Source organism: Sphingomonas gei (assembly GCF_004792685.1).
GTDB classification, from domain to species: Bacteria; Pseudomonadota; Alphaproteobacteria; order Sphingomonadales; family Sphingomonadaceae; genus Sphingomonas; species Sphingomonas gei.
In genome coordinates this window covers 341,411-366,673 of the sequence record NZ_SRXT01000007.1, presented here as the reverse complement: position 1 = coordinate 366,673, position 25,263 = coordinate 341,411, and the positions used below count along the sequence as shown (strand labels likewise).

General features: G+C 65.6%; 22 protein-coding genes and 1 tRNA gene. 3 read left to right on the top strand and 20 right to left on the bottom strand.

Annotation, left to right across the window (positions count from 1 at the left end):
- Positions 1-75 precede the first annotated feature (75 nt).
- The 3 genes from galU (at position 76) to E5A73_RS18740 (ending at position 3,833) form a co-directional block, all read left to right on the top strand.
- Positions 76-969, top strand: coding sequence for a UTP--glucose-1-phosphate uridylyltransferase GalU (gene galU, locus E5A73_RS18750; RefSeq protein ID WP_135965358.1), 894 nt, complete (start codon positions 76-78; stop codon positions 967-969).
- Positions 970-993: 24 nt separating this feature from the next.
- Complete coding sequence (locus E5A73_RS18745) at positions 994-2,337, top strand: UDP-glucose dehydrogenase family protein (protein ID WP_135965357.1); 1,344 nt, start codon at positions 994-996, stop codon at positions 2,335-2,337.
- A gap of 161 nt (positions 2,338-2,498) precedes the next feature.
- Positions 2,499-3,833: a glycoside hydrolase family 16 protein gene (locus E5A73_RS18740; protein WP_240700264.1), complete on the top strand. Its 1,335-nt coding sequence runs from the start codon at positions 2,499-2,501 to the stop codon at positions 3,831-3,833.
- Here the strand turns inward: E5A73_RS18740 and E5A73_RS18735 are convergent.
- The 20 genes from E5A73_RS18735 to E5A73_RS18640 form a co-directional block, all read right to left on the bottom strand.
- Positions 3,805-4,749: a glycosyltransferase family 2 protein gene (locus E5A73_RS18735; protein WP_135965355.1), complete on the bottom strand. Its 945-nt coding sequence runs from the start codon at positions 4,747-4,749 to the stop codon at positions 3,805-3,807. The genes E5A73_RS18740 and E5A73_RS18735 overlap by 29 nt on opposite strands.
- 2 nt (positions 4,750-4,751) lie before the next feature.
- A complete protein-coding gene (locus E5A73_RS18730) occupies positions 4,752-5,840 on the bottom strand; it encodes an acyltransferase family protein (RefSeq protein ID WP_135965354.1) in 1,089 nt (362 codons plus the stop codon).
- The gene (locus tag E5A73_RS18725) at positions 5,837-6,997 is read right to left on the bottom strand and encodes an endo-1,4-beta-xylanase (RefSeq protein WP_135965353.1); all 1,161 of its coding nucleotides are present in this window, start codon (positions 6,995-6,997) and stop codon (positions 5,837-5,839) included. The genes E5A73_RS18730 and E5A73_RS18725 overlap by 4 nt, the downstream gene beginning before the upstream one ends.
- Positions 6,994-7,941 (bottom strand): glycosyltransferase family 2 protein, encoded by a 948-nt coding sequence (locus E5A73_RS18720; protein WP_135965352.1) that lies wholly within the window; start codon positions 7,939-7,941, stop codon positions 6,994-6,996. The genes E5A73_RS18725 and E5A73_RS18720 overlap by 4 nt, the downstream gene beginning before the upstream one ends.
- Positions 7,942-8,889, bottom strand: coding sequence for a glycosyltransferase family 2 protein (locus E5A73_RS18715; RefSeq protein WP_135965351.1), 948 nt, complete (start codon positions 8,887-8,889; stop codon positions 7,942-7,944).
- On the bottom strand, positions 8,886-9,812 hold the full coding sequence (locus tag E5A73_RS18710) for a glycosyltransferase family 2 protein (protein WP_135965350.1): 927 nt from the start codon (positions 9,810-9,812) through the stop codon (positions 8,886-8,888). The genes E5A73_RS18715 and E5A73_RS18710 overlap by 4 nt, the downstream gene beginning before the upstream one ends.
- Positions 9,809-11,176, bottom strand: coding sequence for an O-antigen ligase family protein (locus E5A73_RS18705; RefSeq protein WP_135965349.1), 1,368 nt, complete (start codon positions 11,174-11,176; stop codon positions 9,809-9,811). Before E5A73_RS18705 ends, E5A73_RS18710 begins: the two co-directional genes overlap by 4 nt.
- On the bottom strand, positions 11,173-12,426 hold the full coding sequence (locus E5A73_RS18700) for a polysaccharide biosynthesis protein (protein WP_240700263.1): 1,254 nt from the start codon (positions 12,424-12,426) through the stop codon (positions 11,173-11,175). Before E5A73_RS18700 ends, E5A73_RS18705 begins: the two co-directional genes overlap by 4 nt.
- Before the next feature lie 10 nt (positions 12,427-12,436).
- Positions 12,437-13,240, bottom strand: a complete 804-nt coding sequence (locus E5A73_RS18695; protein WP_135965347.1) for a WecB/TagA/CpsF family glycosyltransferase — start codon at positions 13,238-13,240, stop codon at positions 12,437-12,439.
- A gap of 11 nt (positions 13,241-13,251) precedes the next feature.
- The gene (locus tag E5A73_RS18690) at positions 13,252-13,989 is read right to left on the bottom strand and encodes a P-loop NTPase family protein (RefSeq protein WP_135965346.1); all 738 of its coding nucleotides are present in this window, start codon (positions 13,987-13,989) and stop codon (positions 13,252-13,254) included.
- Entirely contained in the window at positions 13,986-15,347 is a 1,362-nt protein-coding gene (locus tag E5A73_RS18685) for a GNVR domain-containing protein (RefSeq protein WP_135965345.1), read from the bottom strand. The genes E5A73_RS18690 and E5A73_RS18685 overlap by 4 nt, the downstream gene beginning before the upstream one ends.
- On the bottom strand, positions 15,344-16,669 hold the full coding sequence (locus E5A73_RS18680) for an ATP-binding protein (protein WP_135965344.1): 1,326 nt from the start codon (positions 16,667-16,669) through the stop codon (positions 15,344-15,346). The genes E5A73_RS18685 and E5A73_RS18680 overlap by 4 nt, the downstream gene beginning before the upstream one ends.
- Positions 16,670-16,695: 26 nt before the next feature.
- On the bottom strand, positions 16,696-17,499 hold the full coding sequence (locus E5A73_RS18675; protein ID WP_135965343.1) for a polysaccharide biosynthesis/export family protein: 804 nt from the start codon (positions 17,497-17,499) through the stop codon (positions 16,696-16,698).
- A gap of 3 nt (positions 17,500-17,502) precedes the next feature.
- Entirely contained in the window at positions 17,503-18,681 is a 1,179-nt protein-coding gene (locus E5A73_RS18670) for a porin family protein (protein ID WP_240700262.1), read from the bottom strand.
- Between the two features lie 252 nt (positions 18,682-18,933).
- Positions 18,934-19,128 (bottom strand): hypothetical protein, encoded by a 195-nt coding sequence (locus E5A73_RS18665; RefSeq protein WP_135965342.1) that lies wholly within the window; start codon positions 19,126-19,128, stop codon positions 18,934-18,936.
- 102 nt (positions 19,129-19,230) lie between these two features.
- The gene (locus E5A73_RS18660; protein ID WP_135965341.1) at positions 19,231-20,622 is read right to left on the bottom strand and encodes an exopolysaccharide biosynthesis polyprenyl glycosylphosphotransferase; all 1,392 of its coding nucleotides are present in this window, start codon (positions 20,620-20,622) and stop codon (positions 19,231-19,233) included.
- 647 nt (positions 20,623-21,269) lie between these two features.
- A tRNA-Leu gene (locus E5A73_RS18655) sits at positions 21,270-21,356 on the bottom strand.
- 88 nt (positions 21,357-21,444) lie between these two features.
- Positions 21,445-22,416, bottom strand: a complete 972-nt coding sequence (locus E5A73_RS18650) for a glycoside hydrolase family 43 protein (protein ID WP_240700272.1) — start codon at positions 22,414-22,416, stop codon at positions 21,445-21,447.
- A 5-nt stretch (positions 22,417-22,421) separates the two neighbouring features.
- Complete coding sequence (locus E5A73_RS18645; protein WP_135965339.1) at positions 22,422-23,468, bottom strand: glycoside hydrolase family protein; 1,047 nt, start codon at positions 23,466-23,468, stop codon at positions 22,422-22,424.
- Between the two features lie 166 nt (positions 23,469-23,634).
- Positions 23,635-25,143 carry a YifB family Mg chelatase-like AAA ATPase gene (locus E5A73_RS18640; RefSeq protein ID WP_135965338.1) on the bottom strand — a complete coding sequence of 503 codons (1,509 nt, stop codon included), beginning with the start codon at positions 25,141-25,143 and terminating at the stop codon, positions 23,635-23,637.
- Between the last annotated feature and the right edge of the window lie 120 nt (positions 25,144-25,263).

Genomic DNA, 25,263 nt, shown 5'->3' with positions numbered 1-25,263 from the left:
CCGCGAGACGGTGAGGCGAATTGCCGCAATGCCGCCCCTCCTCTATGCTGCACCGCAGCGAAGGAGGCGGCGTATATGACCCCGAAGCGAGTGCGTAAGGCAGTGTTTCCCGTCGGCGGGCTCGGTACCCGCTTTCTCCCGGCGACCAAGGCGATCCCCAAGGAAATGCTCCCGGTCGTCGACAAGCCCCTGATCCAATATGCCGTCGAAGAGGCGCTCGAAGCCGGAATCGAGCAGATGATCTTCGTCACCGGCCGCGGCAAAAGCGCGATTGAGGACCATTTCGATATCGCCTTCGAGCTCGAGACCACGATGAGCGGGCGCGGCAAGTCGCTCGACATCCTCGATCATACCCGGCTTCGCCCGGGCGCCGTCGCCTATGTCCGCCAGCAGGAGCCGATGGGGCTCGGCCATGCGGTGTGGTGCGCGCGCGACGTGGTCGGCGACGAGCCGTTCGCGGTGTTGCTCGCCGACGATTTCATGGCCGGCAAGCCCGGCTGCCTCAAGCAGATGATCGACGCCTATGAACAGGTCGGCGGCAATCTGATCTGCGCCGAAATCGTGCTCGACGAGCAGACCCATCGCTACGGCATCATTACCCCGGGCACGCATTCGGGCGCACTTACCGAAGTGAAGGGCCTGGTCGAGAAGCCTGCGCCGGGGACCGCCCCGTCCAACCTGTCGGTGATCGGCCGCTACATTCTCCAGCCCGAAGTGATGGGCGTGCTCGCCAGCCAGGAAAAGGGCGCCGGCGGCGAGATCCAGCTCACCGACGCGATGTCGCGGATGATCGGCGATCAGGCCTTCCACGGCCTCACCTTCGCCGGCACGCGCTATGATTGCGGCGACAAGGCCGGCTTCCTCCACGCCAATTTGGCGATGGCGCTCGAGCGTGAGGACCTAGCCGAGCAGGTCGAATTGTTCGCGAGCCAGTTGCTCGCCGCCCGTCAGCCGCGCCGCGCGGCGTGACCCTGATAATCAAGGAGTAACAGCATGCGTATCGTGATGATCGGTTCGGGCTATGTAGGGCTCGTTTCCGGCGCCTGCTTCGCCGATTTCGGGCATCAGGTGACGTGCGTCGACAAGGACGAGAGCAAGATCGCGCGGCTCAATGCCGGGCAAATCCCAATCTATGAGCCCGGCCTCGAAGACTTGGTCGCGCGCAACGTCGCGTCGGGCCGCCTCGCCTTCACGACCGAGCTTTCCGCACCGGTCGAGCAGGCCGACGTCGTGTTCATCGCCGTCGGCACGCCGTCGCGCCGTGGCGACGGCCATGCCGATCTCTCCTACGTCTACGCCGCCGCCGCCGAGATGGCGCCGTGCCTCAAGGGCTTCACCGTCGTGGTGACCAAATCCACCGTGCCCGTAGGCACCGGCGACGAAGTCGAGCGGATCATCGGCGAAGCCAACCCGGAGGCCGAATTCGCAGTCGCTTCGAACCCCGAATTTCTCCGCGAGGGTGCTGCGATCGAGGATTTCAAGCGCCCCGACCGCATCGTCATCGGCATCGAGGACGAGCGCGCCCGCCCGGTGATGGAGGAAGTCTATCGCCCGCTCTATCTCAACCAGGCGCCTCTGCTGTTCACGGGCCGCCGGACGAGCGAGCTGATCAAATATGCCGCGAACGCGTTCCTCGCGGTCAAGATCACCTTCATCAACGAGATGGCCGATCTTTGCGAGGCGGTGGGCGGCGACGTCCAGCAAGTCGCGCGTGGAATCGGGCTCGACAATCGCATTGGCTCCAAATTTCTCCATGCCGGGCCCGGCTATGGCGGATCGTGCTTCCCGAAGGATACGCTGGCATTGGTCAAGACCGCCGAGGATGCGGGCGCGCCGGTCCGGATCGTAGAGGCAACGGTGGCGGTCAACGACAGCCGCAAGCGCGCGATGGGCCGGAAAATCATTGCGGCATGCGGCGGATCGGTGCGCGGCAAGAAGATCGCGGTGCTCGGCCTGACCTTCAAGCCCAACACCGACGACATGCGAGACGCGCCGAGCCTCGCGATCATCCAGGCGCTCGAGGATGGCGGCGCGCAAGTCGCGGCGTTTGACCCCGAAGGCATGGCGGCGGCGCGGCCGTTGCTGCCCAATGTCGACTTCGCGACTTCGCCCTATGAGGCCGCCGACGGCGCCTCCGCAGTGGTGATCGTGACCGAATGGAACGCGTTCCGCGCGCTCGACCTTGCAGCGCTGCGCGCGCGGATGGAGGATGGCGTGCTCGTCGATCTGCGCAACATCTACCGACCCGACACCGTCGAAGCCGCCGGCTTCACTTATACCGGCGTGGGCCGCGGGCTTGCGGTTGCGTCAGAAGCAATGGCGATTGCAGCAGAGTAATCAGCGCGCCGCTTGAGCGGCTTTTTCATCTTCGACTTAACGCAAAAGGGCGCTCAATCGTGGTTGGGCGCCCTTTTCCTTCTAAAACTCTGGAGGCGGCCCAGTTTTTGGTCGTCGTCATCCAGGGGTATTGTATGCGTAACATTATCGCACGTCCGCTTGTGAGTGGCTTATCTCTGTGCGCGGTCGCAGCATGTTCGAGCAGCGACCCCAACTCTTCGCAAAAACAGGCCGGTACGATTGTCGTTTCCGCAACCGGTTCGACGACGTCCGTCGCGGAGACATCGCAGCGCGCCAGCGCTACAGCCAGCACCAACAGCTTCGTCGATTTCGATTTCGCCAACGGCACCAGGCTTCCGGAAAAGGCGGCGCTGTCGATCGGGGCGGCATTGTTCGACCCCGATGCGTCGGTCGCTTACGTGCCGGTGACGCTCAACCGCGCCACGCCGAACACGGTGATCGCCCGCGTCATCACGGTAAACGGAACGGGCAGCAACAAGGCGATTTCGGGCTATCAGTACAAGACCACCGACACTGTCGTGATCTTCCGCCCGGGCGATCCGCTGCGCAAGACCGTCTCGGTGCCGATCCTCGACGCCGCCGACGGCCAGCAATTCTCCCTGAAGCTGCGCGAGGCGCCATGGGGCGCCGATCAGGGCACCGCCTCGAACACCGTGACCGCCGACGCAGACGCGACGCCCACTGCGGCCGCGACCAGCGGCTTTCGCAACGCGCGCACCTTCCGCACCTATGGCGCGCTCCAATATGAAATGACCAAGAGCACGATGCGCTGGTCCGACGACGGCTGGTCGGGTGCATGGTCGACCAAGCTCTCGCACGGCCGCAGCCAGGTCGCGAACGGCGAGACCGGCATCTATCTCGACGGCGATCTCTATCCCGGCGTCGAAGCCCCGCTGCGCTACACCGACGAGGGACTGGTGATGCACACCCAGGTCCTCGACACGCCGCTCAACTGGGCCGGTGTCGTCTATGATTACGGCTCGGTCGTGCTGAGCGGACATAACACCCCCACCACTCAGATCGGCTACGGTCAATATGAATGGGTGGCCAAGATGCCCGATCGGCGCGGCGCGTGGCCAGCCTTTTGGCTGATCTCGACTTCGGGCTGGCCGCCCGAGATCGATGTCTACGAAGGCTTCGGCTATCAGAGCTATTGGGACTTCGATCGCCACATCTCGGCGACGATCCACGGCGGCAGCGGCGGCTGGCGGACCTTCCAGCGCGGCACCAACATCCAGGCCGAGCAGGCCTATGGACTATCAGGCTTCACTCAGGGCTATCACCGCTATGCCGTCGACATTGGGCCCGAATACATCACTTGGTTCGTCGACGGGCTAGAGACCTATCAGAGCGTCAACCCCTTCCGGGGCCACCGCTGGTATCCGATCATGGACGTCGCGGTGAAGACCAATGGCGCCTATTCCGACGGTTCGGGCGACATGGTGGTCAAGAGCTTCCGCGCCTGGACGAATTGAGCGCGGCGGGAGCGGCGTAGATCGCGTCGCTCCCTCCCGCCAGGGCATAGAGCCGGGCGACCGCCTTGACCCACTGCCCGGCCAGATCGAGCCGGTCGCGTCGCCAAGCTAGTGCCGGCAGCGCGGCGGTGCGCAGACCGAGCAGGGCAAACGAGCGAACGGCCAGGCTGAACCGTCCGAACACACCCGGCCGCTGCCTGCAGGCGACGAGGGTGTCGGTGACTCCGATCCGCCACATTCGGCGCAGCACCCATGCCTTGCGCGCCCGCTCGGCGCCGACCCATTCGGATACCCGCGCGCCCGGCGCCCAGCCGAAGCCGAAGCCGATCGCCTTGAGGCGAGTGAGGAAATCCAGATCCTCGCCGCCGCTGCGATTGAACGCGGGATCGAACCAGGGTGCGCCAAGAGCCTCGAGCGCGATGCGGGTCACCAGCAAATTGTTACTGGCATAGAGCATCTCGGCCGGGCCTTCGGGGCGTTGCTCCGAGCGGAACACCAGGGTCTGCTCCGCCCAATCGGGCGCGCCTTCGGTGAAGACCGGCGTCACTGGCCCGGCGACCACTGCCGCACCGGTGCGCTGCTGGACCGCAGTCAGCGCCGCGAGCCATTGCGGCTCGGGCCATTCGTCGTCATCGATCATCGCAAGGCGCCGCATCGTCGGGATGGCGAGCGCGTGCGCGACGATTGCGTTGCGGACATGACACAGGCCCGGTTCCGGCACGCGGATGACTTCGACCGGGATCGGCAAGTCCGGCGCCATCTCGCCCGCCACCGCGGCACCTTCCCCGCCGGCATCATTATCGGCGACCAACAACAATACGTCGTCGAGCCCGTCCAGTCGCGCGATTGCCTCGAGGAGGTAGCGCAATTGCTGCGGCCGTCGGAAGGTCGGGATCGCGATGACCGTCGCGGGCATGGCTATTCGGCGGCCTGCTGAAAGGGCAAGGGCGGCCGGGGCACGAAGCGCCGCTCGAGCTTCTTGATCGCCCGGTGGCCGGGAACCTCGATCAGCAGATAGCTCGCCCAGCAGATCAGCCAGGTCGCGACCAGCAACGCGAGCACGAATGCCCAGTCGAATCCGAGCAGGCCGTGGCGATGCGCGATCCCCATCACCCGCGCGAACACGTCGCGGACAAGCGGGTGCCAGAGATAGATAGAATAGCTGATCAGCCCGAGATGGAACGCCACTGGATTGGCGAGCAATGCGCGCGCCGTCCGGCCGTTATAATAGCAGGCGATCACCAGCGGCACGAAGGCCACCGCTACGGCCACGTCGCCGCGCGGGATCAGCAATGCTGCGACGATCAGTGCGCAGCTGCCGATGAAACCATGCTCGCCGCCGAGCAATTGTTCGATCCGGGGATGCCGGACCAGCCGGTAGGCGATCACCCCCAGCGAGAAGCCCGCTAGGCAGCGCAACACCGGCAGGATGCTGTCGGCATCGTTCACGTCGAGCGGCCCCTTGGAGCCATGCCCCAAGGTGGCGACCAGGATGAGCAGCCCGACCGAGCCGGCGGCCTGCAACCAGGCCAGTCGAGAAAAGGCGATCAGCGCCACCAGCGGATAAGCGAGGTAGGCAACGAGCTCGGTGCTCACCGACCAACTGTTGCCTGCAAACGCCTGCGTTCCCCAGCCCCAGCTCTGGATCATCAGCAGATTGGTGATGATGTTCGCCGCTGTCGGTGCCACCGGCTGATCGCCCGAGACGTTGACGAGTATCCGCGCGAGAAACACCAGAGCGACGATGAAATGAAGCGGCCAGACCCGCGCCAGCCGATTGAGCATGAAATCGCCATAACTCGCCACACTCGGGCGCTTCACGACGCGCTCGTAATAGCCGATCGAGATGACGAAGCCGCTGAGCACGAAGAACAGGTCGACCGCGAGATAGGCGCGCGAGAACAAAACCATGCCCCAGTTCGCGAACGCCGGCGAATGGGGAATATGGTAGAGCAGAACCGCGATCGCGGCGATGCCGCGCAGCCCGGTCAGTGGCGCGATTCTCATGCCGGCACTCCCTCGCTTGCAATGCTTGCCCTGCGCGCCGGCGCGGCATCGAACGCCGCCGCCATCGCCGCCCACAGCCGCTTGCGCTGCAGGTCCGAGTCCAGCGGCAGTCCGCGCGACGGTTTGCCGTCAGGCCATCGATAATCGGGATAAGTCGAAAGCCACGAATAGCGGTCGGACAGCCCCCAGGTCAGCACCGAAGACGTCGCCGGATTATCCAGCGCTACGTCGAGGAACGCCTTGCCGACCGCCGCCACTTGCGCATCGCGTGGCTCGATCGCCTGCGGTCCGCCGCGGTCTGCGATGTCCATCTCGGTGATCGCAATACCGATCCCCATGCCGCGCACTTCATCGAGGAAGCCGGCGAACACGCGCTCGTCGAACGGCTCGCGGAACGGCTTCAAATGCCCCTGGATGCCAAGCGCGTCGATCGGCACGCCTCGCGCCAGCGCGCGCTCCAGCAGTTTCAGGATCGCCGCGCGCCGTGCGGCGCAGCGCCGCGATGCGTGTTCGAGGCCGAAGTCGGTGAGGAACAGTCGCGCGTTCGGATCGGCTTCGCGTGCGGTATGGAAAGCGAGGTCGATATACTTCTCGCCAAAGGCCTGTCCCCAGATGTTCTTCGCGCGAAGCCCGTCGGGGCGGCCTTCATTGGGTTCGACGGGCTCGTTGACCACGTCCCACTCGCCGATCCGCCCGGCATAGCGGCGCATCGCGATCTCGATATAGCCGGTGAGCAGCGCTTCCTTGGCGCGCGGCGCGGCCTTGGGCAGAGCCGCCTGCAGCCAAAGCGGGTTCATCGCATACCAGACGAGCGTGTGCCCACGTGCGGCAAGCCCATGCTGCTGGGCGAAATCGATCAGCCGGTCGTTGCCGCTGAAGTCGTAGCGCCCCGGCGCCGGTTGAGTAACGTGCCGCTTGAGTTCATATTCCTGAACGATCGTCCCCGCCTCGCGCAGCACGGCCGCGGTGAAGGGTGGATCCTTGGCGAGCTGGCTCGACTTGATCGCACAGCCGAAACGTCGACCGCTGCGTCGCGCGCTCGCATTGAGGCCGGGACCCTCGAAATCGGGAAGTGGCGGAACGAACGGCACCGCGCTGGTTGCCAGGGGGAAGCTGCACGCCGCCGCCGCCGCGGCGATGAACGTACGACGTTTCATATCCGGGCGCCCCGCACTCGGCTCGTCAAAGCGATCCATCTATCCGCGGCTTTTCGATAATGATTATCAGGGATAATGATTTGCAATAGCACAATTGCGGCGACACGCGGGCGGAACGCGCCGTGGCGCAGCGCGCCGAAATAGTAACCCAGCGCAGTGCGCCGGCTCGTCGGCCACACACTCTTGGCGGCGTGCCAGCCCATATAGGCGGAGTAAGCGCGCTCCGAGATGTGCGGGCGCAGATCCTTGAGCCAGGCGAGATTGCCGATATTGGCACGGACCTGCGACAGTCGGTTCTCGGTCCGGCGATCGGCCCACACCACCGTCGCACGCTGCGCCATCAGAAAACGTCCTCCGGCGAGCGACAGCCGCACCGCGAAATCGGTATCGTCGCCGAACCCAACATCCTCGCGGTAGCGCACGGTGTCGGCCAGGCCGCGCCGCAGCGCGAGGCTGCTCGTCTGGATGAAGCCGCGCTCGCACATCAGATAGCGATCGACGCTCTCGCCGCTCAGCATCTCGCGGTGCGGCTTGAGGAAAGCGCGCCCGGAGCCGCGATCGACCACGACGCGGCAATAGGCCACGACATCGTCGCCCTGTGCGAGCAACGGCAGCAGATCGTCGAGATGGCCGTCGAGGAAGCGGTCGTCCGAATCGAGGAACGCGACATAGCGCCCTCGTGCGTAGTCGATGCCGCGATTGCGCGCCGCCGCCGCACCGGCATTGGGCTGGACGATGACATGGAGCCGCTCGTCGCCGATCGCCGCGACGGCGCTGGCCGTGCCGTCGGTCGAACCGTCGTCGATCACGATCACTTCGATATCGCGGATGTTCTGGTCGAGCGCAGAGCGGACCGCCTCGACCACGGCATCGCGCCGATTGAACGTCGGAATCACCACCGTGAACAGCGGACCCTCGAGGTCGGGAGGGCTATCGAGTGCCATTCACTTGCCCGCCTTGGCGGCCAGCGGCTCGGGCTTGCCGAAGCGCTGGACGAACTGGTTCACCAGCGAGCGGTAGAGGGATTTGGGCAGGTACGAGCGGAGCAACTGGCGCGCGAGGATTCGCGCCGGCACGCGCCCGTAGAACAGCCCGCGTACCAGCTCGGGGATCGTGGCGAGCGGACGGACCGGCGCCATATGATAGGCGAGCACGGTCGCGCGATAGCCATGGCGCGCCCGGTCGGTCAGCAGATGGCCGCAGCGATCGAGCCAGTCGAGCGACGTCTCGTAGCCGCGGACATAGGAGGTCCTCCCCACTTCGCTTGCGTCGAGCCAGATGGTGAGCGGCTGCTCGATCATCCGAAACCGCCCGCCGGCAACCTGGAGCCGGACGGCGAAATCGAGATCCTGGCCTTTCTTGAGCGCGGGATCGAACCGCACTTGCTTGGCCAGTCCGGTAGGCACGACCAGCGTCGATGTCTGCATGAACTGGTTGGCGCAAAACAGATATTCGCCGACATCCTCGTCCTCGCGAATGCCTCGTTCGGGGCGGACCCAATAGCGGTCGACGCCGCGATCGACCTGCATCTGCGAATAGAGCACGGTGTTGTCGTCGTCGGGCAAAGCCGCCGCCATGATCGAGAGCTTGCCGGGCAGGAACTGGTCGTCGGAATCGAGGAACGCGATATACCGACCGCGGGCTTCCTCGATGCCGAGGTTGCGCGCCGCGCCGCCGCCGGCATTGTCCTGGCGCACGAAGCGGATGCGTGGATCGCCGATCGCCCGCACGATCGGCTCGGGATCGTCCTTCGATCCATCGTCGACGACGACGATCTCGAAATCGCCGAAGTTCTGGTCGAGTACCGAGCGGATCGTCGTGGTGACGATCTCCGCGCGATTGTAGAGTGGAATCACCACCGAGAATGTGGGCCGGCCGGTGTCGTTCTTCATGCGCCGTGCACCTTGCGATATTCCTCGTAACGATGGCCGGTGAGCGCGGCGATCTTGCCCGCCGCGCGATAGAGCTTGCCCAGCCGGACGATACGTTTGGCGCGATCGAGCGTCAGTGCGCCGAGTGATCCCAGGACGAAGCCGCCGACGATGCGCGGCGCTTCGGCGGTGGCGACCTTGAATGCCGTGCTGTGCGCCATCGCGGTGATCGTATCGGTCATTCCGATCCGGTAGCCGCGCATCAGCAGCCATTTGGGCGTGACTCGGCTCGCCGGGATCAGTTCCGTGACGCGCGCGTCCTCGGCCCAGGCGAAGCGCCGCCCTGCTCGCGCCATGCGGGTGAACAGTTGCTTGTCCGATCCGCCAGTGAGCGCCATCGCTTCGTCGAACGGCTTGTCGCCGAGCGCGCGGAGTGCCTTTGCGTCGATCAGCACATTGGCAGTGCTGTCGATCAGTTCGACCACGCCCGAGCGCCCGCGCGATTTGGGTTGGAGCAACGGATGCCGCGCTGCCCAGGGGGCGATTTCGCCCTCCATCTCGCGCAGCACCGCGCCGCCGACGACATCGGCGCGCGTCGCCACCTGGCACGCCAGCATCGCGTGGAGCCAGTGCGGATCGGCCGCCTCGTCATCGTCGAGCATCGCGACGAAGCGGATATCGGGAAGCCGCAGCGCCGCGGCGACCAGCGCGTTGCGGACCTGCGGAATGCCGGGCTCGGGCACCGTGAGCAGTTCGAGCGGCCAGCGATAGCCCTCGGCCTGCAACGCCTCCGCCGCGGCCACGCCTTCGCGCTTCACGCCGTCATTGTCGGCAACGATGATCGTCACTTCGCGCTCGGTGACCAGTTCGGCAAGCGAACGCAGCGTGCGGGTGATGCCTTGCGGGCGTTGCCGCGTGGCGATGCAGATGGCGATTTCGGTCATGCGGCACCTCCGGGGGCCAAGGCAGGAGTGCGGCGGTGCCAGCGCGGGCGATCGACCGACTTGAAAGAGGCGTGCGCGATGGCGAGCGACGAGAGGAAGATCACCCAGACCTGGCGATCCTTGTCGAAGAACGAGGTCTCGAGCAGATTCTGGTAGAGCACGAAGCTCCAGATCGCGAAGGCGCTCGCCATCAGCGTGGCGTTGGCCTTGGTGGTGCCGGTCAGGAACCAATAGGCCGGCAGCGCCACGAATGAGAGCAGCAGCAGCGCCAGCCCGACCGGGCCGGTAGTGACGAGGATCTCGATATAACCGTTGTGCGAATGCGCAGTGAGCAGCTGGAATTGCTGGTTAAGATAGTCATGGGCGGGCGAGAGATCGCCGACCTGCCAGAAACCGCCAAAGCCCGAGCCGAGATAGGGGTGATCGGCCAGATAATCGATCGCGACCTTCCAGATCGACACGCGTCCGGTAAACGCCGTCGGATCGGCGAACAATCGCTCGATCACCGGCTGGAAGGCGATGTATAGCGCGAGAAACGCGACCATGCCGGCTCCGACGAGCAGCAGCAGCACAGCACGCTTGGCGACCGACTGGCTAAGCACGCGATAGATCGAGCTCACCGCGAGGATCGCGAAGCACAGAGCGAGCGAGGTCTTGCTCTTGGTCCCCACCACGAACACGAAGGCCATCACCGAGAACAAGGCGTACTGCCATTTGCGCGTGGTGAAGAACGCGTGCGCGGTCACCACGAAGGTCAACGCCATCACTGCGCCGGCGATGTTCTTGTGGAAGAAGAAGCCGCGCCACGCGCCGATCAGCGCCTTATCGCTCTCGGTCGGCGGATGAAAGGCGTTGGCGGTGAGCGGCAGCGAAACCCAGCAGATCAGCAGCGAGGTGATCAAAGCCGCCATCAAGGTGCGATAGATTCGCTCGGGCCCGAGCAGCGCCAGCGACAGGAAGGTGATATATATCACGATCACCTGCTGCATTGCGCGCTTGAACGAAACGAACGGATCGACACCCCACGCACAGCTCAGCAAAAACCAGCCGAGCATCAGCACCAGCGGCCAATAGGTGAAGCGATATTGCGGCTTGTAGCGCCGGGCGAGCTCGAGCAAAGTCAGCAGCAGCGCGAAGACGATGAAGAACGCCTGCTTGAAGACGTCCGACCCATCATTGTTCGCCGCCATCGCAACCAGCTGTTCCTGGTTGCGCGACGAAAAGGGCTGCTGCCCAATGAAGATCATCATCAGGAAAACGAAATAGACGAACTGCGCGACCGGGATCAGCGCCTCGGCGCGGCTCGCCACGATATGGCCACGCGACGGCATGCGTCCGCGATGCCAAGGAAGCGCGAGGCTCATTTCGCCATCTCGCGACGCGCGCGCTGGTCGAGCCGCCAGATGCCGAGCATCATCACCAGTTGCGCCAGCACCACGCCCGCGATCGTATAGACCGAAGGCGCCAGAAACGTCATCGCGATCACAGCGCCCACGCCGACAAAGCAGCTCCGCACGCTGGTTGCCGCGAGCGGCTTGAAAGCGCCCCGCGCCTGGGTGAGCACGCTCATCGGTGCCTGCAGGCACTGGACCAGCGACAACGCGGCACACAGCGCGACGGCGATCATCACCGTCTGCACCGACAAGGTCGGCTTGATGATGATGTGCGGGAAGAACCACAGGATCCCCGCGGCAGTGACGGCGGTCGCAACCCAGATTACCACCAAAGCCGCCATGAACGCGCGCGCCGATCCGCGTGCAGACTTGTCGTCGCCCTTCCCCACCGCGCGCGCCATACGCGGGCGTTCGAGCTGGGTGAGCGCGGTAATGCACACATTGACCGGGCGGAAGAACAGCATCCCCACAGCGATCGGCGCGAACGCCGCGGGGCCGGCGAAGAGCGTGACGATATAGCTGTGCGCGTTCGACGTCGCCTCGGTGGTGATCACCCCGATCAGCGTCCACGCCGACTGGCGCTTCCACACCGGGCCGTAGCTGGCGAAGGCGCGACCCAGCCCGATGGGCCGATGACGCGCAAGGAAGCCGAGGCCGAAGGGGATCAGCGCGACCAGCCCCGCAGCAGCGAGCACCGCACCGAACAATTCGATCCGGGGGCCGAAGGCCAGCGTGATAACCACCCCGACGACGACGAGCATTGCATAGACGACATCGGAAATCGCCGCGCCCCCCGGCGTGTGGTGCGCATAGGCATTGGCGCGTCCGAACCAGCGCAGCAGCGAGAACAAGCCCGCCAGCCCGAACGCCGCCGCGGCCCAGGGGCCCGCCATCGCCCAGCCGACCGCGGCGCAAAGCAGGCCCTGCGACAGCGCCAGCAGCAGGTTCACCGGGAAGAAGAAGTCGAAACCTTCCTCGGCACCGTCCTCGCGCTGGTTCACTGCGATCGCATAGGGCGTCGAGACCAGCGCGTTGGACAGGCTGTAGCCGAACTGGATGATCACCAGCAGGAAGGCCAAAGTCCCGATCTCACTTGCCTCGAGCCGACGTACCGATACCAGCTGGACGAGCAGATGGCTGACCGACACCGCGGCCGAAGAGATGCTCGCCAGCCCGAACCGCGCCAGCGTGGCGCGGAGCGGCTTTCGTTCAGGAGCCATGGCAGGCGCCTCAGCCATTCCGGTGCTTCCAGATCAGGTACAGAGCATGCGGATTGGTGGTGAGATAACGCCAGGCGAGGTGCCGCGGATTGGTCGCCATGCGGTGCAGCCATTCGAGCCCGGCATTCTGCATCCACATCGGCGCGCGCGGATAATCGCCGGTAATGTAGTTGAACAGGCCGCCGCAAGTGACGATCCACCCGGCCTTGATCTGGTCGCGGTTGCGCACGCAAAACGCCTGTTCGCGCGGCTTGCCGGTGCCGACCCAGAGCACGTCGGGCGCGGCGGCATTGATCGCGTCGATCACTGCCTGTTCCTCGTCCGCCTTCCAAAAGCCGTTGCGGCGCCCCGCCAGTTCCAGGCCCGGCGCGTCTGCGCAGATCTTGTCGGCGCAAGCCTTGTTCACTTGCTCGGTGCCGCCGAGCAGATAGTAACGCACCTTCCCCGTCGCGGCACCGCGCAGGCTGTCGATGAACATGTCGGTGGTGCTCGATCGGTCGGCGATCGCCGGCCCACCCACCCAATGCGACGCCTTGACGATCACTTGCCCGTCGGCGTGGATCAGATCTCCTTCCGCGAGGTCACGTGCGAAAGCCGGATCGGTGGCATTGAGGGACAGCCCGTGGCCGTTGCAGTCAAACACCAGCCAGGGCCTCGCGCCCGCCGCAAGCCGCGGTGGCGCCTCGCGCAGCATCTTGTCGATCAGCCCGCGTAACGAGAGCGTCGACACCGGCACACCGCCGATCCGAACGGTTTCCGAAGGGTTTCCGGTACCGCTGCTGCCCAGCGGTAGCCCGATCGTGGTTCCATGCATCGCCACGCCCCTCAGCCGACCACCGAGCCGGCGATCGGAACGTGATGCCGGTCGAGATCGTCGATCACCCGGCGAACCTCGGACACCGGCGTCACGCCGCGTCGCGTAACCAGCACAACTGCGTCGAACTTCTCGAGGATGTTGCCAAAGGCGGTGCCCCCGCGCGGACGCTCGGCGAGATAGGCCAGCAGATTTGCCTCTGGCAGGTTCCAGCCCTGCGCGGCCTCGGCCAGCGACCCCTTCTCGACTAGAGTTGCGGTGCCACCCGCGGCCTGGCCTGCAGGCATCAGCCACAGCTGCTCCACCGCGGCCTGCAGCACCGGCAGGCGAAGCGCCATTCCGCCTAATTGCTCGGCGAGCCCGATCCGATTGGGCAGCCGCAGCAATCGATCGAGCGAGGGCCGCTCGATATCGGCGTCGACGAGGATCGTCGGCCCGTCCATCTGCGCGATCACCGTCGCGAGATTAGCAGCGAGGATCGAGGCCTCGTCGCCGCCCTGCAGCGAGAGCAATGCAAGCCGCAGCCTGCCCTCTGCGCCACGCGCCTCGCGCGCAGTGGCGAGCAGCTTGGCGCGCACTTTCCGCACCTTGGCGACATAAGGATGATCGGCGTCGAATGCCGCGGTGACCAAAGGATCGACGCGTTCGTCCCCAGCCGCGAGCAGCCCGAGGCCAATTCGGGACGACGCTTCGGCACTTCCCGATTCGGCGAACAGCGGGTTTGCGCCCGCAGTGGAACGGAGCCTCATGCAGCCTCCTGACGTGGCATGACCAGGCCTTCGACGGCCCGCGATTTGGGGGAAAGATCGGCGATCACTTCGACTTCGGTCGCTGCGGCAAGCCCGTTGGCGGTCCGCACCCGTGGACGCAGGATCTCGCCGAGCACCACCACCGCAACGCCGGCGAGCAGCCCCAGCACCGCGCCCGCGACGAACCACAAGGGCAGGTTGGGCCGTGCGGGGAACAGCGGCACCGATGCCGCGTCGAGCGAGCTCGCATTAGGCTGCGAGATCTGGCTCTTGAGCGCGGCCTCGTTGAAGCGCTGGCGGACGGTGTCATAGGTCTGGCGCGCCGCCTCGACGTCGCGCTGCATCACCATCAACTGGTCCTGCACTCCCGACATCCGGATCATGCGATCCTCCTGCGCCGACATCTCGCCGCGAAGCTCAGCTTCGCGACGAGTGGCGGCACCACTATTGGCGGTCATCGACGATGCCTGGCCGGCGCGCGCTTCGCGGAGATGGCCCTGCAATTCGCCCAATTGCGCCTTGGCGGCGATCATCTGCGGATGATTGGGCCCGAGCGACTTGCTGAGTTCAGCGACCTTGGCCGCCTGGGTGGCGATCGCTTCCTGGATGTTCTGGACGACCAATGCCGTCGCCACCTCGGGCACCGCGGCCGATCCCGATTTGGAATGCGCGGCGGCGGCGTCAGCCTGCGCCTGAGTTAGATAGGCCGACAGGTTCTTGAGCTTCTCGGCTTCGAGATCCATGCGGTTCATGCCGATGATGTCGTGCGCGCGCTGGAAGTCTGAGAGCTTCTTCTGCGCGACTTCGTAGCGGCGGCGGACGTCGGCTGTCTGCCCCTCGAACCATTTCGCCGAGCCCTGTGCCGCCGTCGCGCGCAGGCTGACCTGCTCGCGCATGTAGATCGCCGCCGTCAGGTTGGCGACGCGCGCGGCGACCGCCGGATCGGCATCGAGGAACTGGATCTGGAGCACATTGCTCTGCCGCCCGGTCGCGACGTTGAGCCCCGCGCGGACCCTCGCCGCCGCCTGTTGCAGCCGCGCCTCGGCGGGAAGATCGGCCGGGGTCGCGTCGACGAAGCCGGCGCGCTGGGCGACGAGGTTGATCACCTTGGCGCTCTTGATCAGGTCGAGCTGGGTCGCGATGATCGAATCGGTTTCCACCCGCCCCTGTTGCTGCTGGACGCTGTCGGTCGGGTCGGTCTGCGACAGATCGAGCAACAACGACGAAGTCGCCAGATATTGCCGCGGCTGCATCATCGCCACGCCTGCGACGATCGCGAACAGTACGCCCGCGATCGCCACGACCAGCAGCCAGCGCGCCTTGAGCGCTTCGATCAGATCGGCTGCCTTGATCGTCATAGCCCCACTCCCTGGAGAAGCGCACGTGCGTCGCGCGTGTCGCGCGCCACCGGCAGCGCCTCGCGCGGGCGCAGTCCCGCACCGTTGACCATCAGCACGAGGAATTGTGGCGACAGCGAATCGGCGAACTGGAGCTCGCCGGGCATGCCGTCCTCGCTCAGGGCAGGCGCGATCAGGCTGATCGTGCGGTCCACCGCGGCGGGACCGCCCAATTCGTCACCGAACAGGTCGATTCCCGCCGCTGTGAGACGCTCGAAAGTAAGCACCGGCGCGTGTGCGGCGAGCACACCGGCCAGCGCGATCATCCCGCGCAGCGAACCTGCCTGGCTCAGCGCGCGCTCGAACACGGTGCACATGTCCGGAGTGAGCTCGCTCCATTCGGCGAGTGCTTCGGCAAGGCCTTTCTGCGCGTCGGCCAGCGTGATCCGTTCGCGCCCGGCGGCTTCGGCGCTCAATGCCGCGTGCATTCCGAACACCCGCGCATGATAGGGTGAACCGATCGCCGCCGAGACGATCGCCTGGACCGCATCTTCCTCGAACGCGAGCCCCGCTTGCTGCGCACAAAGCCACAGCAATCCGGCAAGCTCGTCGCGCTCGATCGGCGCCACCGGCTGGGCGAACAGATGCCGCCGCAGCGACGGGTGCGCCGCGAGCAGCCCGTCGACATTGCCGGCGATGCCGACCAGCACGATCTGCACCGACGAGTGCATGTCGGTGAGCAGCTTGAGCAGCGACGCGACTTCGTGCCGGGTCCGCTCGGTGGTCACGCGATCGAATTCGTCGACGATCAGCAGCGTGTGCTGGGTGACCCCCTGAACGAACAAATTGGCGAATTGCTGGACGCCCATCGGCCGGTCCGCCGGGATCGTCGCGCTCCCGCGCTGGAGCGGCAGTTCATCGAGGAATGGGCGGAACAGCCCGTCCACGTCGGTCCCCTCGCTCGCCGAGCCGTACAGCGCGACGCAGCCCGCCTCGTCGGCGAGATCGCCGAACACCCGCGCCAGCGAAGTCTTGCCCGATCCGCGTGCGCCGTAGATCAGCGCGTGCTTGCGCTGCTTGACCACGGCGTCGACCAGCCGGGCGAGCTCCTTCTTGCGCCCGGCGAGACCGTGGCGATCGCTGACCGGCACTGCGGTGTTGAACGCAGTGAACACTGCGTTGCGCCGGAAGGCGATGTTCGGCTGCGCGGGAGCGGCACGCCCCGCCGAAATCGGCGCGTCTTCCACCGGCGCGACATATTCGAGCCGTGCGGGAATGCGCCTACCGGTGTCCCCGCCAAGCAGCCCGCGCAGCCAATGCTGCAATCGCTCGCTCCAGCCCATGCCGTGCCTCCAATTGTACGCCGCGCTCAAAACAGCTTCTCGCGAATGACCAGCACGTCCTCGGGCTGGACCGCGTCGTCGAGATTGATGCCGTCGACTTCCTTCCCCGCACGGCGCACCTTGATGCGCTTGGTCGAGCCGGCGAGCGTGGGTCCGCCGGCAAGCGCGAGCGCCTGGCGGAAGGTCTGGCCGGGGACGAAGTTGAACGCGCCTGGCTCCTGCACCTGGCCGTAGACATAGATTTTCTCGGCGGGGGGCACGAACAGGATGTCGCCTGGGGCGAGCCGCCGGCTGGCGCCGGCATTCATGTCGGCGAGCGAGATCCGCACCGCGCCGCTGCCGTCGGCGGGGGTGAGGACCACTGCGTTGGCGCCGGTCGCGGTGGCGCCGCCCGCCTTGGCGAGCATCGCGGCGACGCTGTACGGCCGGTCGAGCGGATAATTGCCGGCCTGCGGGACGTTGCCGAGCACCGTCACGAACCGACTGACGAACTGCGACATCTCGACATTGACCGACGGCCGTTCGAGATAGCCGCCCTTGGCGTAGCCGACGGCGATCGCATCTGCGAGTTCGGCAGTGGTCTTCCCGCGCACGTCGACTGCGCCGAGCATCGCGAGCCGGATCGTCCCGTCGGCCTTGACCCGGGTAGTGACCGAAAGATCGGGCTGACCGTAAATGAGCACCTTGACCTCATCGTCGGGACCGAGGCGATAGCCCTCGGGTGCGGCTGGGGCGCCCGCACCGCTGGTCTGTGCCGTCGCCGACAGCGCGAGGATAGACGCAGCGAGTGCCGCAGAGACGAGTCGATGGTTCAGGGAAATGTTCCTCATCGGTTAAAACCTCATGGTGGCGCCAAGCGCCACGCGTGTTGCACGGTAATTGGAAACGTCGCTGTTCGTGGAGCGATCGAGGCGGGCCAGCGACAGATCGAGCGCGAAGCGCTCGGTCAGCTTGCGTGTGGCCAGCAAACCGAATTGGTTAGTACGATCGCGAGTATAGTTGAACGGCCGGATCGCCGCGTCGTGGCGGAATTCGCGGCGGACCAATTCGCCGAACGCGCCGATCGTGGTCAGTTCGCTCAGCGCGATCTCGGCCGAAATCCGGTGCGCGGTGCGCACCGCGAAGCCAGTGGCGATCAGGCTGTCGTTGACGATCGTCCGCTCGGTCGAGCCGGTGAGCTTCACCCGCGGGATCGCCATCGTCGACACGCGCACTGCCCAGCCCGGCCCGTCATAATCGCCGATAGCGGCCGAACTGCTGGTCACCTGCATCCAACGGACATCGGCGTCGATCGACGTGAGCGGCGATACTGCCCGCGAGAAGACCAAGCCATAAGCATTGCTGCGATTCTCCAACGCGAGTGCGGGCCGATCGCTGACGACGCGCTCGTAATAAGCCGTCAGCTTGCCGAGGCTCGGCCGCGCATAGCCGATACCGGCACGGTAGAGATTGCTGGTCTGGTCGGCATAGTCGAACCCGTCGCCGTTGCGGGTGGTGTCGCGCCGCCAGGCGGCCACCGGGTACAGGCCCGCCGCGCGCTCACAGTCCGCCGAAACGCCGAGGCTGGAGAATTTCTGGAGGTTCTCGCTGGCGCTGTTGATGTCGCCATAATCAGCACGCTGCTGGCGATAGCTGGCGAGCGGGCGGATCGAACATTGCCCGGCGATCGGTAATTTGCCCGATCCCTCGAGCTCGAAGCGCGGCTTGCTTCGGCCGCTTTCGGACAGGAAACGATCATAGCCGGCGAGCGCGCGTAGGCTGATCGCGCGCACTCCGATGTCGCGGTCGTACCGTGCCTCGATCGCAGGCGTGACGATCACATCGGCAACCGGATCCCCGGTACGCGAATCGACGCGATAGATATTGTCGTCATAGACGGCGGTCAGCGACGGCGCGATTCGCAGCCCTTGCTCCGCCTGCTGCGGACGGCTTGCGCGTCGCTCATCCTGTGCATGCGCAGGACTGCCCGACAGCGCGCCGAACAGCATGCTCCCGGCCACCAGAAGAGGCATCTGCCGCGCTGCTGAAACACGTCGCCGCAAAGCTCCGCATTCGTTCGCAGTTGCGAGAGAATTTAGATCAGATACTCTTTCGTCAGAGCTAAACACGCGCTCGTGACCTCGTTGCAATGCAGCAATTTGGTCACGCTAGCGGGTTCGGTCGGCGCTGCCCACAGCAGCGGAAGCAGTTGGTCGCGCCTAAGGCACGACTGTTCGTTTCTGAACTGTTAACCATCGGGCCGGCGGCATTTCCGGCGCGTGGGTTCAGCCCATCAGCCACAGACCGATCGCGCCGAGCGCGACGACGAAGCTGGCGATTCCGGCCCAACGCGAGCCGGTTTCGATGAGCCGCTCGGCGATCGGCTCGCGAAAGTCCGCCGGCATCAGCCATAGCGGCTCCGCCTGGAGTTGCTCGGCAGATCCCGTGTCGTCGCTCGCCATCATCAGATTGTCCGCCACTGCTCGAGACCCTCGTTGCCCGAGGACCGGCTATGGCCGAAAATCCTTTATGCGAGCTTGGCAGCTATCGTTAACGCGCGCTGCACGGGCCCCGCTCGTCGCTCAATATGCGTTCTTATGCACCAGAACTTGCGCGGTCTTCGCCAGGATGCCGAAGTCGCGCCACAAGCTCCAGCCCTGGAGATACTCGAGATCGGCTTCGAGCCGGTTGATGATGTCACGGCGATGCTCGGTCGCGCCACGGAAGCCGCGGACCTGCGCGAGCCCGGTGATACCGGGCTTCAGCGCGTGGCGAAGCCAATATTGGCGGTCGACGCGCCAGAACAGTTCGTCGCCGGCGAGCGAGCCGAGCGCGTGCGGGCGTGGCCCGACCAGGCTCATTTCGCCCAGCAGCACATTGATCAACTGGGGAAGCTCGTCCACGCTGGTCCGGCGGATCAGCCTGCCGACGCGAGTGATGCGATCGTCGTCGCGGCTCGCCGAACGCGTTCCGCTCGAATCGCTGGTCTCGACCCGCATGCTGCGGAATTTGAGGATCGGGAAGATGCGGTTGCCCCGCCCCATCCGCTCCTGGCGGAAGAAGATCGGGCCGCTCGATTCGAGCCGAATGGCGATCGCCACTGCGATCATCACCGGCAACAAGGCGATCAGCACCGGCACGGTCAGCGCGATGTCGAGCGCACGTTTCTTCGCGCGATTGGCCAGATTGAGCGGCCCGCGCGACACCACCACGGTGGTCACGCCATTGAGTTGGTGCACCGCAAGCGGGCCGAGGTCGCCGATCTCAGGGACGATGATCTCGCCGAGGATGTTGGCGCCCTTGAGCACCTGTGCCCATTCGCCTTTCCGCTCGGGCGCGCAGCTGATCACCACGCGGTCGTAATGCCGGAGCAGCATGCCAAGCCGGTTGAGCATGTAGGGATCGTCGAGGTCAGAGCGCAACGCCGCGACCCCGGCATCGACAATATCGCTGCCCAGGCACGCATCTGGTACATTCCCACCATCCACGATAACCAGTTCGGTGTGCAGGCGATTGCCGTAGACGCGCCCCACGAGGTGACAGATCAACAGCCGCTGGCTGACAATCAAGACCGCCGACGAGACGATCCCGATCGATAGCGCGAACCGGGGAAGGTGGCCGGTCACCTTGAGCGAGAACACCACCAGCAAAAAGATCAACAAGGTTCCGGCGATCGACAGCAGGGCTTGCCGACTGGTCGTCTGCGCGCTGGTCAGGCATTTGGTGGCATAGGCCTGGTTCTGGAAGGCGATGCCGGCATGAACGAGGATGCCGCCGAACAGCATCGTCCACACCTCGCTCGAAATGACTTCGGGCTGCTCTACCTGAACGCCGATAGCGAACCCGACAAGCAACGCCAGCGCATCGGCGCCGATCAGAGTCAGACAGAGCCAGACCTTGGCGCTCCGCCTCGCCGCCGTCGCGAACGGCGTTCGAGAGGGATAGCCGTGGATCGCGAGGTCAATCTTTGACATGCGACACCCGAACTCCTTGACGCAACACGCCCACCACCGGGCTGGCAAGCTCTCCGCGGCACATTCGCGAAAACCTTGCTGCAATGCAGCAGCACATATCTGTTGAGTGAAGGCAAGGCGCGCACCCCGTCCGCTAAGCGATTCTGGGACGACCCGTGCCTGGAGAGGGATTCGCTGAGATCATCCCTAACAACTCGTTTAGACGGAGATTTCAGGTCAGGCTTATCGAACCTGGGCGATTCGGATGAGGAATGCCTACCAATCCGTTACTTGACGAACAGCCAGACGATCCCGGCCAAAGCGAGGAAGAAAACCGTCGGACCTGCGATTCGCGAAAGTAACTGGATCCCGCGTTCGGCGCGCTCGGCAGGGAAAGTCGGGACACGCGGGTCGCTGCCGGGCATATCCACAGGCCCGGAGCGACTGGAATCGCCCGGCTGCACAGACACTTGCGGCGACGCCCATGGGCCGCCCGATCCTTCCGACATCACACCCTCTTGTCCGGGGATGTCCGAGCGCAAAGCGCGGGCTCCCATGACTTGCGAGTGTAATGCATCGGGGGACGTCTTACGAGCGTAATCCGCGTCCGGCTGGACACCGCAATCGCTAGGACGATGGCACTGCCTCATCCTCTCTCAGTACCAATCTGGTACGGGTGGTCGGACTCGAACCGACAATCTGTTGCCAGAGGCGGATTTTGAGTCCGCTGCGTCTACCAATTCCGCCACACCCGCTCGCCCTCGGCACGAAGCCGAGGATCGACAGAGCGAGGGCTATAGTTCGGCAATCCGGAGATTTCCAGACCGGAATGCGCACATCCGTTCAGCGCAGTGCGCCGCTGCGTACGGGCTCACCGAATATCGGTCGTCCGTCGCGGCCAAAGGTTACGCGCTGGATCCGCGGCGCGCGCTTCGCCGAGCACTTCATATCCGGACCCGGGTTGGCATGATAGACGATCCACTGCGTCCCGCCTGGCGTCGTGAAAAAGCCGTTATGGCCAGGGGCGTACACTCCCTGCGCGGGCGATCCGGCAATCACTGGGTGCGGGGTCTTGGTCCATGCTCCCGGGTCAAGCGGGTCGGCACCGGGGGGCGCACGCAACAGCCCGATCGCATAACCGTCGGACCAGCAGGCGCTGCCCGAATAGCTGAGAAACAAACGCCCCCCTGGACCGGGGAGGAACTCGGGGCCTTCCAGGATCTGGCGCCCACCCTGGCGCTCCCACGCCTGGTCCGGCCGCGCGATGATCGTCTCCGGTCCCTTGAGCGTCCACGGATTGGCCATCTCTACAATGGCGAGGTTGCTGTCGGGGCCCACATAAGGCGAATAGACGAAATAGCGCTTGCCGGCATATGCGAAGGTCGTGCCGTCAATGCCGGTGTGTCGCGTCGCGAGCCGGCCGCGATCTGTCCAATTTCCCGTCTGCGGATCCTTGGCGCGATTCTCGAGCACGAAGATCCCGCGATGCGCGTCGTCGTCATGCCCCGCCGCGGCCGCAGTGTAATAGAGATACCATTTGCCCTGAATCCGGTGAAGCTCGGGCGCCCAGATCGACTGTGCGTTCGGCCCGGTTGAAGGCGCCCGCCACACGACCTTTTCCTCGGCCTCGGCGAGCTTGCCGAGATCGCGCGTCTTCCGGATCGCGATCCGGTCGCCGAGCGTGCCTAGGTAATAATAATCCCGCCCCTCGCGCACGATCCAGGGATCGGGGCCCGAGGGCAGCAGCGGGTTGGTGAACGCCCCCGGCCCGTCGGTCGATCCGCCGAGCAGGATCGCAAGCGCCGTGAACAATATCCGCTTCACTGCACTTCCCCGGGAAATGCCGCGACGATAGCGTCATATTGCTTGCGGCTGATTGCGAGTATCGATCCGTGGCGCGTGCCCGCGGGCATCTCGTAGCGGTTCCATTCGGGCACCCCGCTATTGCTCGACACCTGATACCACGGCCCCTCCAGCCGCGGCGCGCGCGACAGGCCGTAGCTGGTCCCGGCATATTGCTCGTAATATAGCAGCCAGTCGTTGCTCACCGGCGCCCGGATCAGAGTCGGCGCCTCGCGGAAATTGGGGCTGAGCGGTGGGCCGGGCTCGGGATAGGGCCCGAGCAGACGTGCCGCGCAACTGATCCGGATCGTCTTGCCGGTGATCCAGCCATAGGAAGGATAGCGCTCGTCCTTGACGACCGCGCAATAGCCGCCGGCGGGATTGGGCTGCACGATCGTATCGATCGTCGCCATGTTCCAGCCGAACAGCCGCTTCGGCTTGGCGGGCAGCTTCGCAAGGTCCGCGCCCGTCACGTAGAGCGTGCGCTGGCTCGCCCAATAGCTTTCGGGATCCTCCTTCGAGCCCGGAACCGTCGGGGTGTGCCAGCTGAGCAGGAACGACTTGGAAGCGGCATCGAAGAACAACTTGGGAGCGCCGATCCGCTGGAGCGCGTTGGCGTGGTTCGGAATATCGGCGAGATCGGGTCGATAGGTCGCATACGGCGACCAGCGGATCAAGTCGTCCGAGACCCAGAAGCGGATCAGCGGATCCTCGTCGCTCTGGTTGCCGACCAGATAATAGCGCCCGTCGCCGCCACGCGCGATCGAAGCATGGCCGTGATAATCGCGCGATACCGGCTCGCCGCGATTGATCCGCCGCCAATGCAGCCCGTCCAGGCTGACTGAATAATAGAGCACGCCGTAATGCTCCTTGGTCATGTGCGCGAACAAATAGGCGCGCTGCGGATCCACCGGCGGGGTTTCGGGGGCGCCGGGAGGTACCGTCTGTGCAGGCGCGGTGGCGGGGGCGCTTGAGCCGAGCGCCGTAATCAGAAGGGCTCTGGCAAACCCGAGGCCGACGCGCATAACCCACTCCCGTTGCTTCTTAGCTTATTAATCATACTTAGGGTCGTCGACATCGCGTTGGCAAGCGGGCATCGCCCCCTGCCATCGCCGCTAAGCCGCGACCGCATGCGACTGCAAGGATAAGCCCTACGAGATCCCGGCTTCCGCGGGATGACGGAATGTCGCCTCAGCTTCGCGGCGCGTGCCGCCGGTAGCTGAGCGCCTCTGCGACATGCATGCGCCCTACCGCGTCAACTGCGGCAAGATCGGCGATCGTCCGCGCGACGCGTAACACGCGGGTATAGCCCCGCGCCGAAAGCCGCATCGCCTCGGCAGCCTGGGCGAGCAGCTTACGGCCGGCTTCGTCCGGCGTAGCGAATTCGGCCAACACCTCGCCCTCGGCTTCTGCATTCGTACGCGCCGCGACATCTCGATAGCGCGCCGACTGCAACGTGCGCGCCGCTGCGACCCGCGCAGAAACTTCGACAGAGCTCTCTGCCGGCGGCGGCAGCACCAGATCGGCTGCGGTCACCGGCTGGACCTCGACATGCAAGTCGATCCGATCGAGCAGCGGGCCCGACACCTTGGCCTGATAATCAGCCGCACATCGCGGCGCGCGCGCGCAGGCGAGCGCCGGATCGCCAAGATGCCCGCAGCGGCACGGGTTCATCGCCGCGATCAACTGGACGCGCGCGGGGAAAGTGACATGGGCATTGGCCCGCGCCACGCTGACCACCCCTGCCTCGAGCGGCTGGCGCAGCGAATCGAGCACCGCGCGCTGGAACTCGGGCAATTCGTCGAGGAACAGCACGCCGAGATGCGCGAGGCTGACTTCGCCCGGCTTGACCTTGAGGCCGCCGCCGGTGAGCGCCGCCATCGACGCCGAATGATGCGGACTGCGGAACGGCCGCGTCCGCGTCAGTCGGCCACCCGACAGCGTCCCGCTCACCGAACCGACCATCGACACTTCGAGCGCCTCGGCGGCGTCGAGCGGCGGCAGTATCCCGGGCAGGCACGATGCCAGCAGCGACTTGCCCGCACCAGGCGGCCCGACCATCAGCATATTGTGCCCGCCCGCCGCGGCGATCTCGAGCGCGCGTTTGGCAGTCTCCTGCCCCTTCACTTGCGCGAGATCGGGGCCCCGTCCCGGTTCTTCCATCTCGCCCGCGGGTGCTGCGGGGAGCAATTGGTTGCCCTTGAAGTGATTGAGCAGCCCGATCAGGTCGGGCGCGGCGACGACCTCGACCGACCCGGCCCAAGCTGCCTCGGGGCCCTGCGCCACAGGGCAAACCAGCCCCTTGCCCTCGGCCGACGCGTGCAAGGCCGCCAGCAGCACGCCCGGCGACGGCGCGATCCTTCCATCGAGGCCGAGCTCGCCGACCACCACATAGCCCGACAGCGTCTCTGCATCGGCCACGCCCATTGCCGCGAGCAGCGCCAACGCGATCGGCAGGTCGAAATGTGAGCCTTCCTTGGGCAAGTCCGCAGGTGAGAGATTGAGGATGATCCGCTTGGGCGGCAGCGCCAGCCCGATCGCGGCGATCGCGGCGCGCACCCGCTCGCGGCTCTCGGCCACTGCCTTGTCGGGCAGCCCGACGACGACGAAGCTCGGCAGCCCAGCGACGAGGTTGCACTGCACCTCGACGCCGCGCGCCTCCAGCCCCAGATACGCCACGGTCGATACGCTCGCAATCATGCGGCCACCCCCTCGGAGCGAGACCATAACCGCTTTTCTCCGTTGTGGAACGGATCGCCGCCGAAATGGAGACAGCCCGTGCCTGTCTTGCACGAACAACACACACCCCCCACATCCGCT

Coding starts and splice junctions, on each gene's coding strand:
- galU (WP_135965358.1), top strand. CDS start 76: ATGACCCCGAAGCGAGTGCGTAAGGCAGTGTTTCCCGTCGGCGGGCTC.
- E5A73_RS18745 (WP_135965357.1), top strand. CDS start 994: ATGCGTATCGTGATGATCGGTTCGGGCTATGTAGGGCTCGTTTCCGGC.
- E5A73_RS18735 (WP_135965355.1), bottom strand. CDS start 4,749: ATGCCCGCGACGGTCATCGCGATCCCGACCTTCCGACGGCCGCAGCAA.
- E5A73_RS18730 (WP_135965354.1), bottom strand. CDS start 5,840: ATGAGAATCGCGCCACTGACCGGGCTGCGCGGCATCGCCGCGATCGCG.
- E5A73_RS18725 (WP_135965353.1), bottom strand. CDS start 6,997: ATGAAACGTCGTACGTTCATCGCCGCGGCGGCGGCGGCGTGCAGCTTC.
- E5A73_RS18720 (WP_135965352.1), bottom strand. CDS start 7,941: ATGGCACTCGATAGCCCTCCCGACCTCGAGGGTCCGCTGTTCACGGTG.
- E5A73_RS18715 (WP_135965351.1), bottom strand. CDS start 8,889: ATGAAGAACGACACCGGCCGGCCCACATTCTCGGTGGTGATTCCACTC.
- E5A73_RS18710 (WP_135965350.1), bottom strand. CDS start 9,812: ATGACCGAAATCGCCATCTGCATCGCCACGCGGCAACGCCCGCAAGGC.
- E5A73_RS18705 (WP_135965349.1), bottom strand. CDS start 11,176: ATGAGCCTCGCGCTTCCTTGGCATCGCGGACGCATGCCGTCGCGTGGC.
- E5A73_RS18700 (WP_240700263.1), bottom strand. CDS start 12,426: ATGGCTCCTGAACGAAAGCCGCTCCGCGCCACGCTGGCGCGGTTCGGG.
- E5A73_RS18695 (WP_135965347.1), bottom strand. CDS start 13,240: ATGCATGGAACCACGATCGGGCTACCGCTGGGCAGCAGCGGTACCGGA.
- E5A73_RS18690 (WP_135965346.1), bottom strand. CDS start 13,989: ATGAGGCTCCGTTCCACTGCGGGCGCAAACCCGCTGTTCGCCGAATCG.
- E5A73_RS18685 (WP_135965345.1), bottom strand. CDS start 15,347: ATGACGATCAAGGCAGCCGATCTGATCGAAGCGCTCAAGGCGCGCTGG.
- E5A73_RS18680 (WP_135965344.1), bottom strand. CDS start 16,669: ATGGGCTGGAGCGAGCGATTGCAGCATTGGCTGCGCGGGCTGCTTGGC.
- E5A73_RS18675 (WP_135965343.1), bottom strand. CDS start 17,499: ATGAGGAACATTTCCCTGAACCATCGACTCGTCTCTGCGGCACTCGCT.
- E5A73_RS18670 (WP_240700262.1), bottom strand. CDS start 18,681: ATGCCTCTTCTGGTGGCCGGGAGCATGCTGTTCGGCGCGCTGTCGGGC.
- E5A73_RS18660 (WP_135965341.1), bottom strand. CDS start 20,622: ATGTCAAAGATTGACCTCGCGATCCACGGCTATCCCTCTCGAACGCCG.
- E5A73_RS18645 (WP_135965339.1), bottom strand. CDS start 23,468: ATGCGCGTCGGCCTCGGGTTTGCCAGAGCCCTTCTGATTACGGCGCTC.
- E5A73_RS18640 (WP_135965338.1), bottom strand. CDS start 25,143: ATGATTGCGAGCGTATCGACCGTGGCGTATCTGGGGCTGGAGGCGCGC.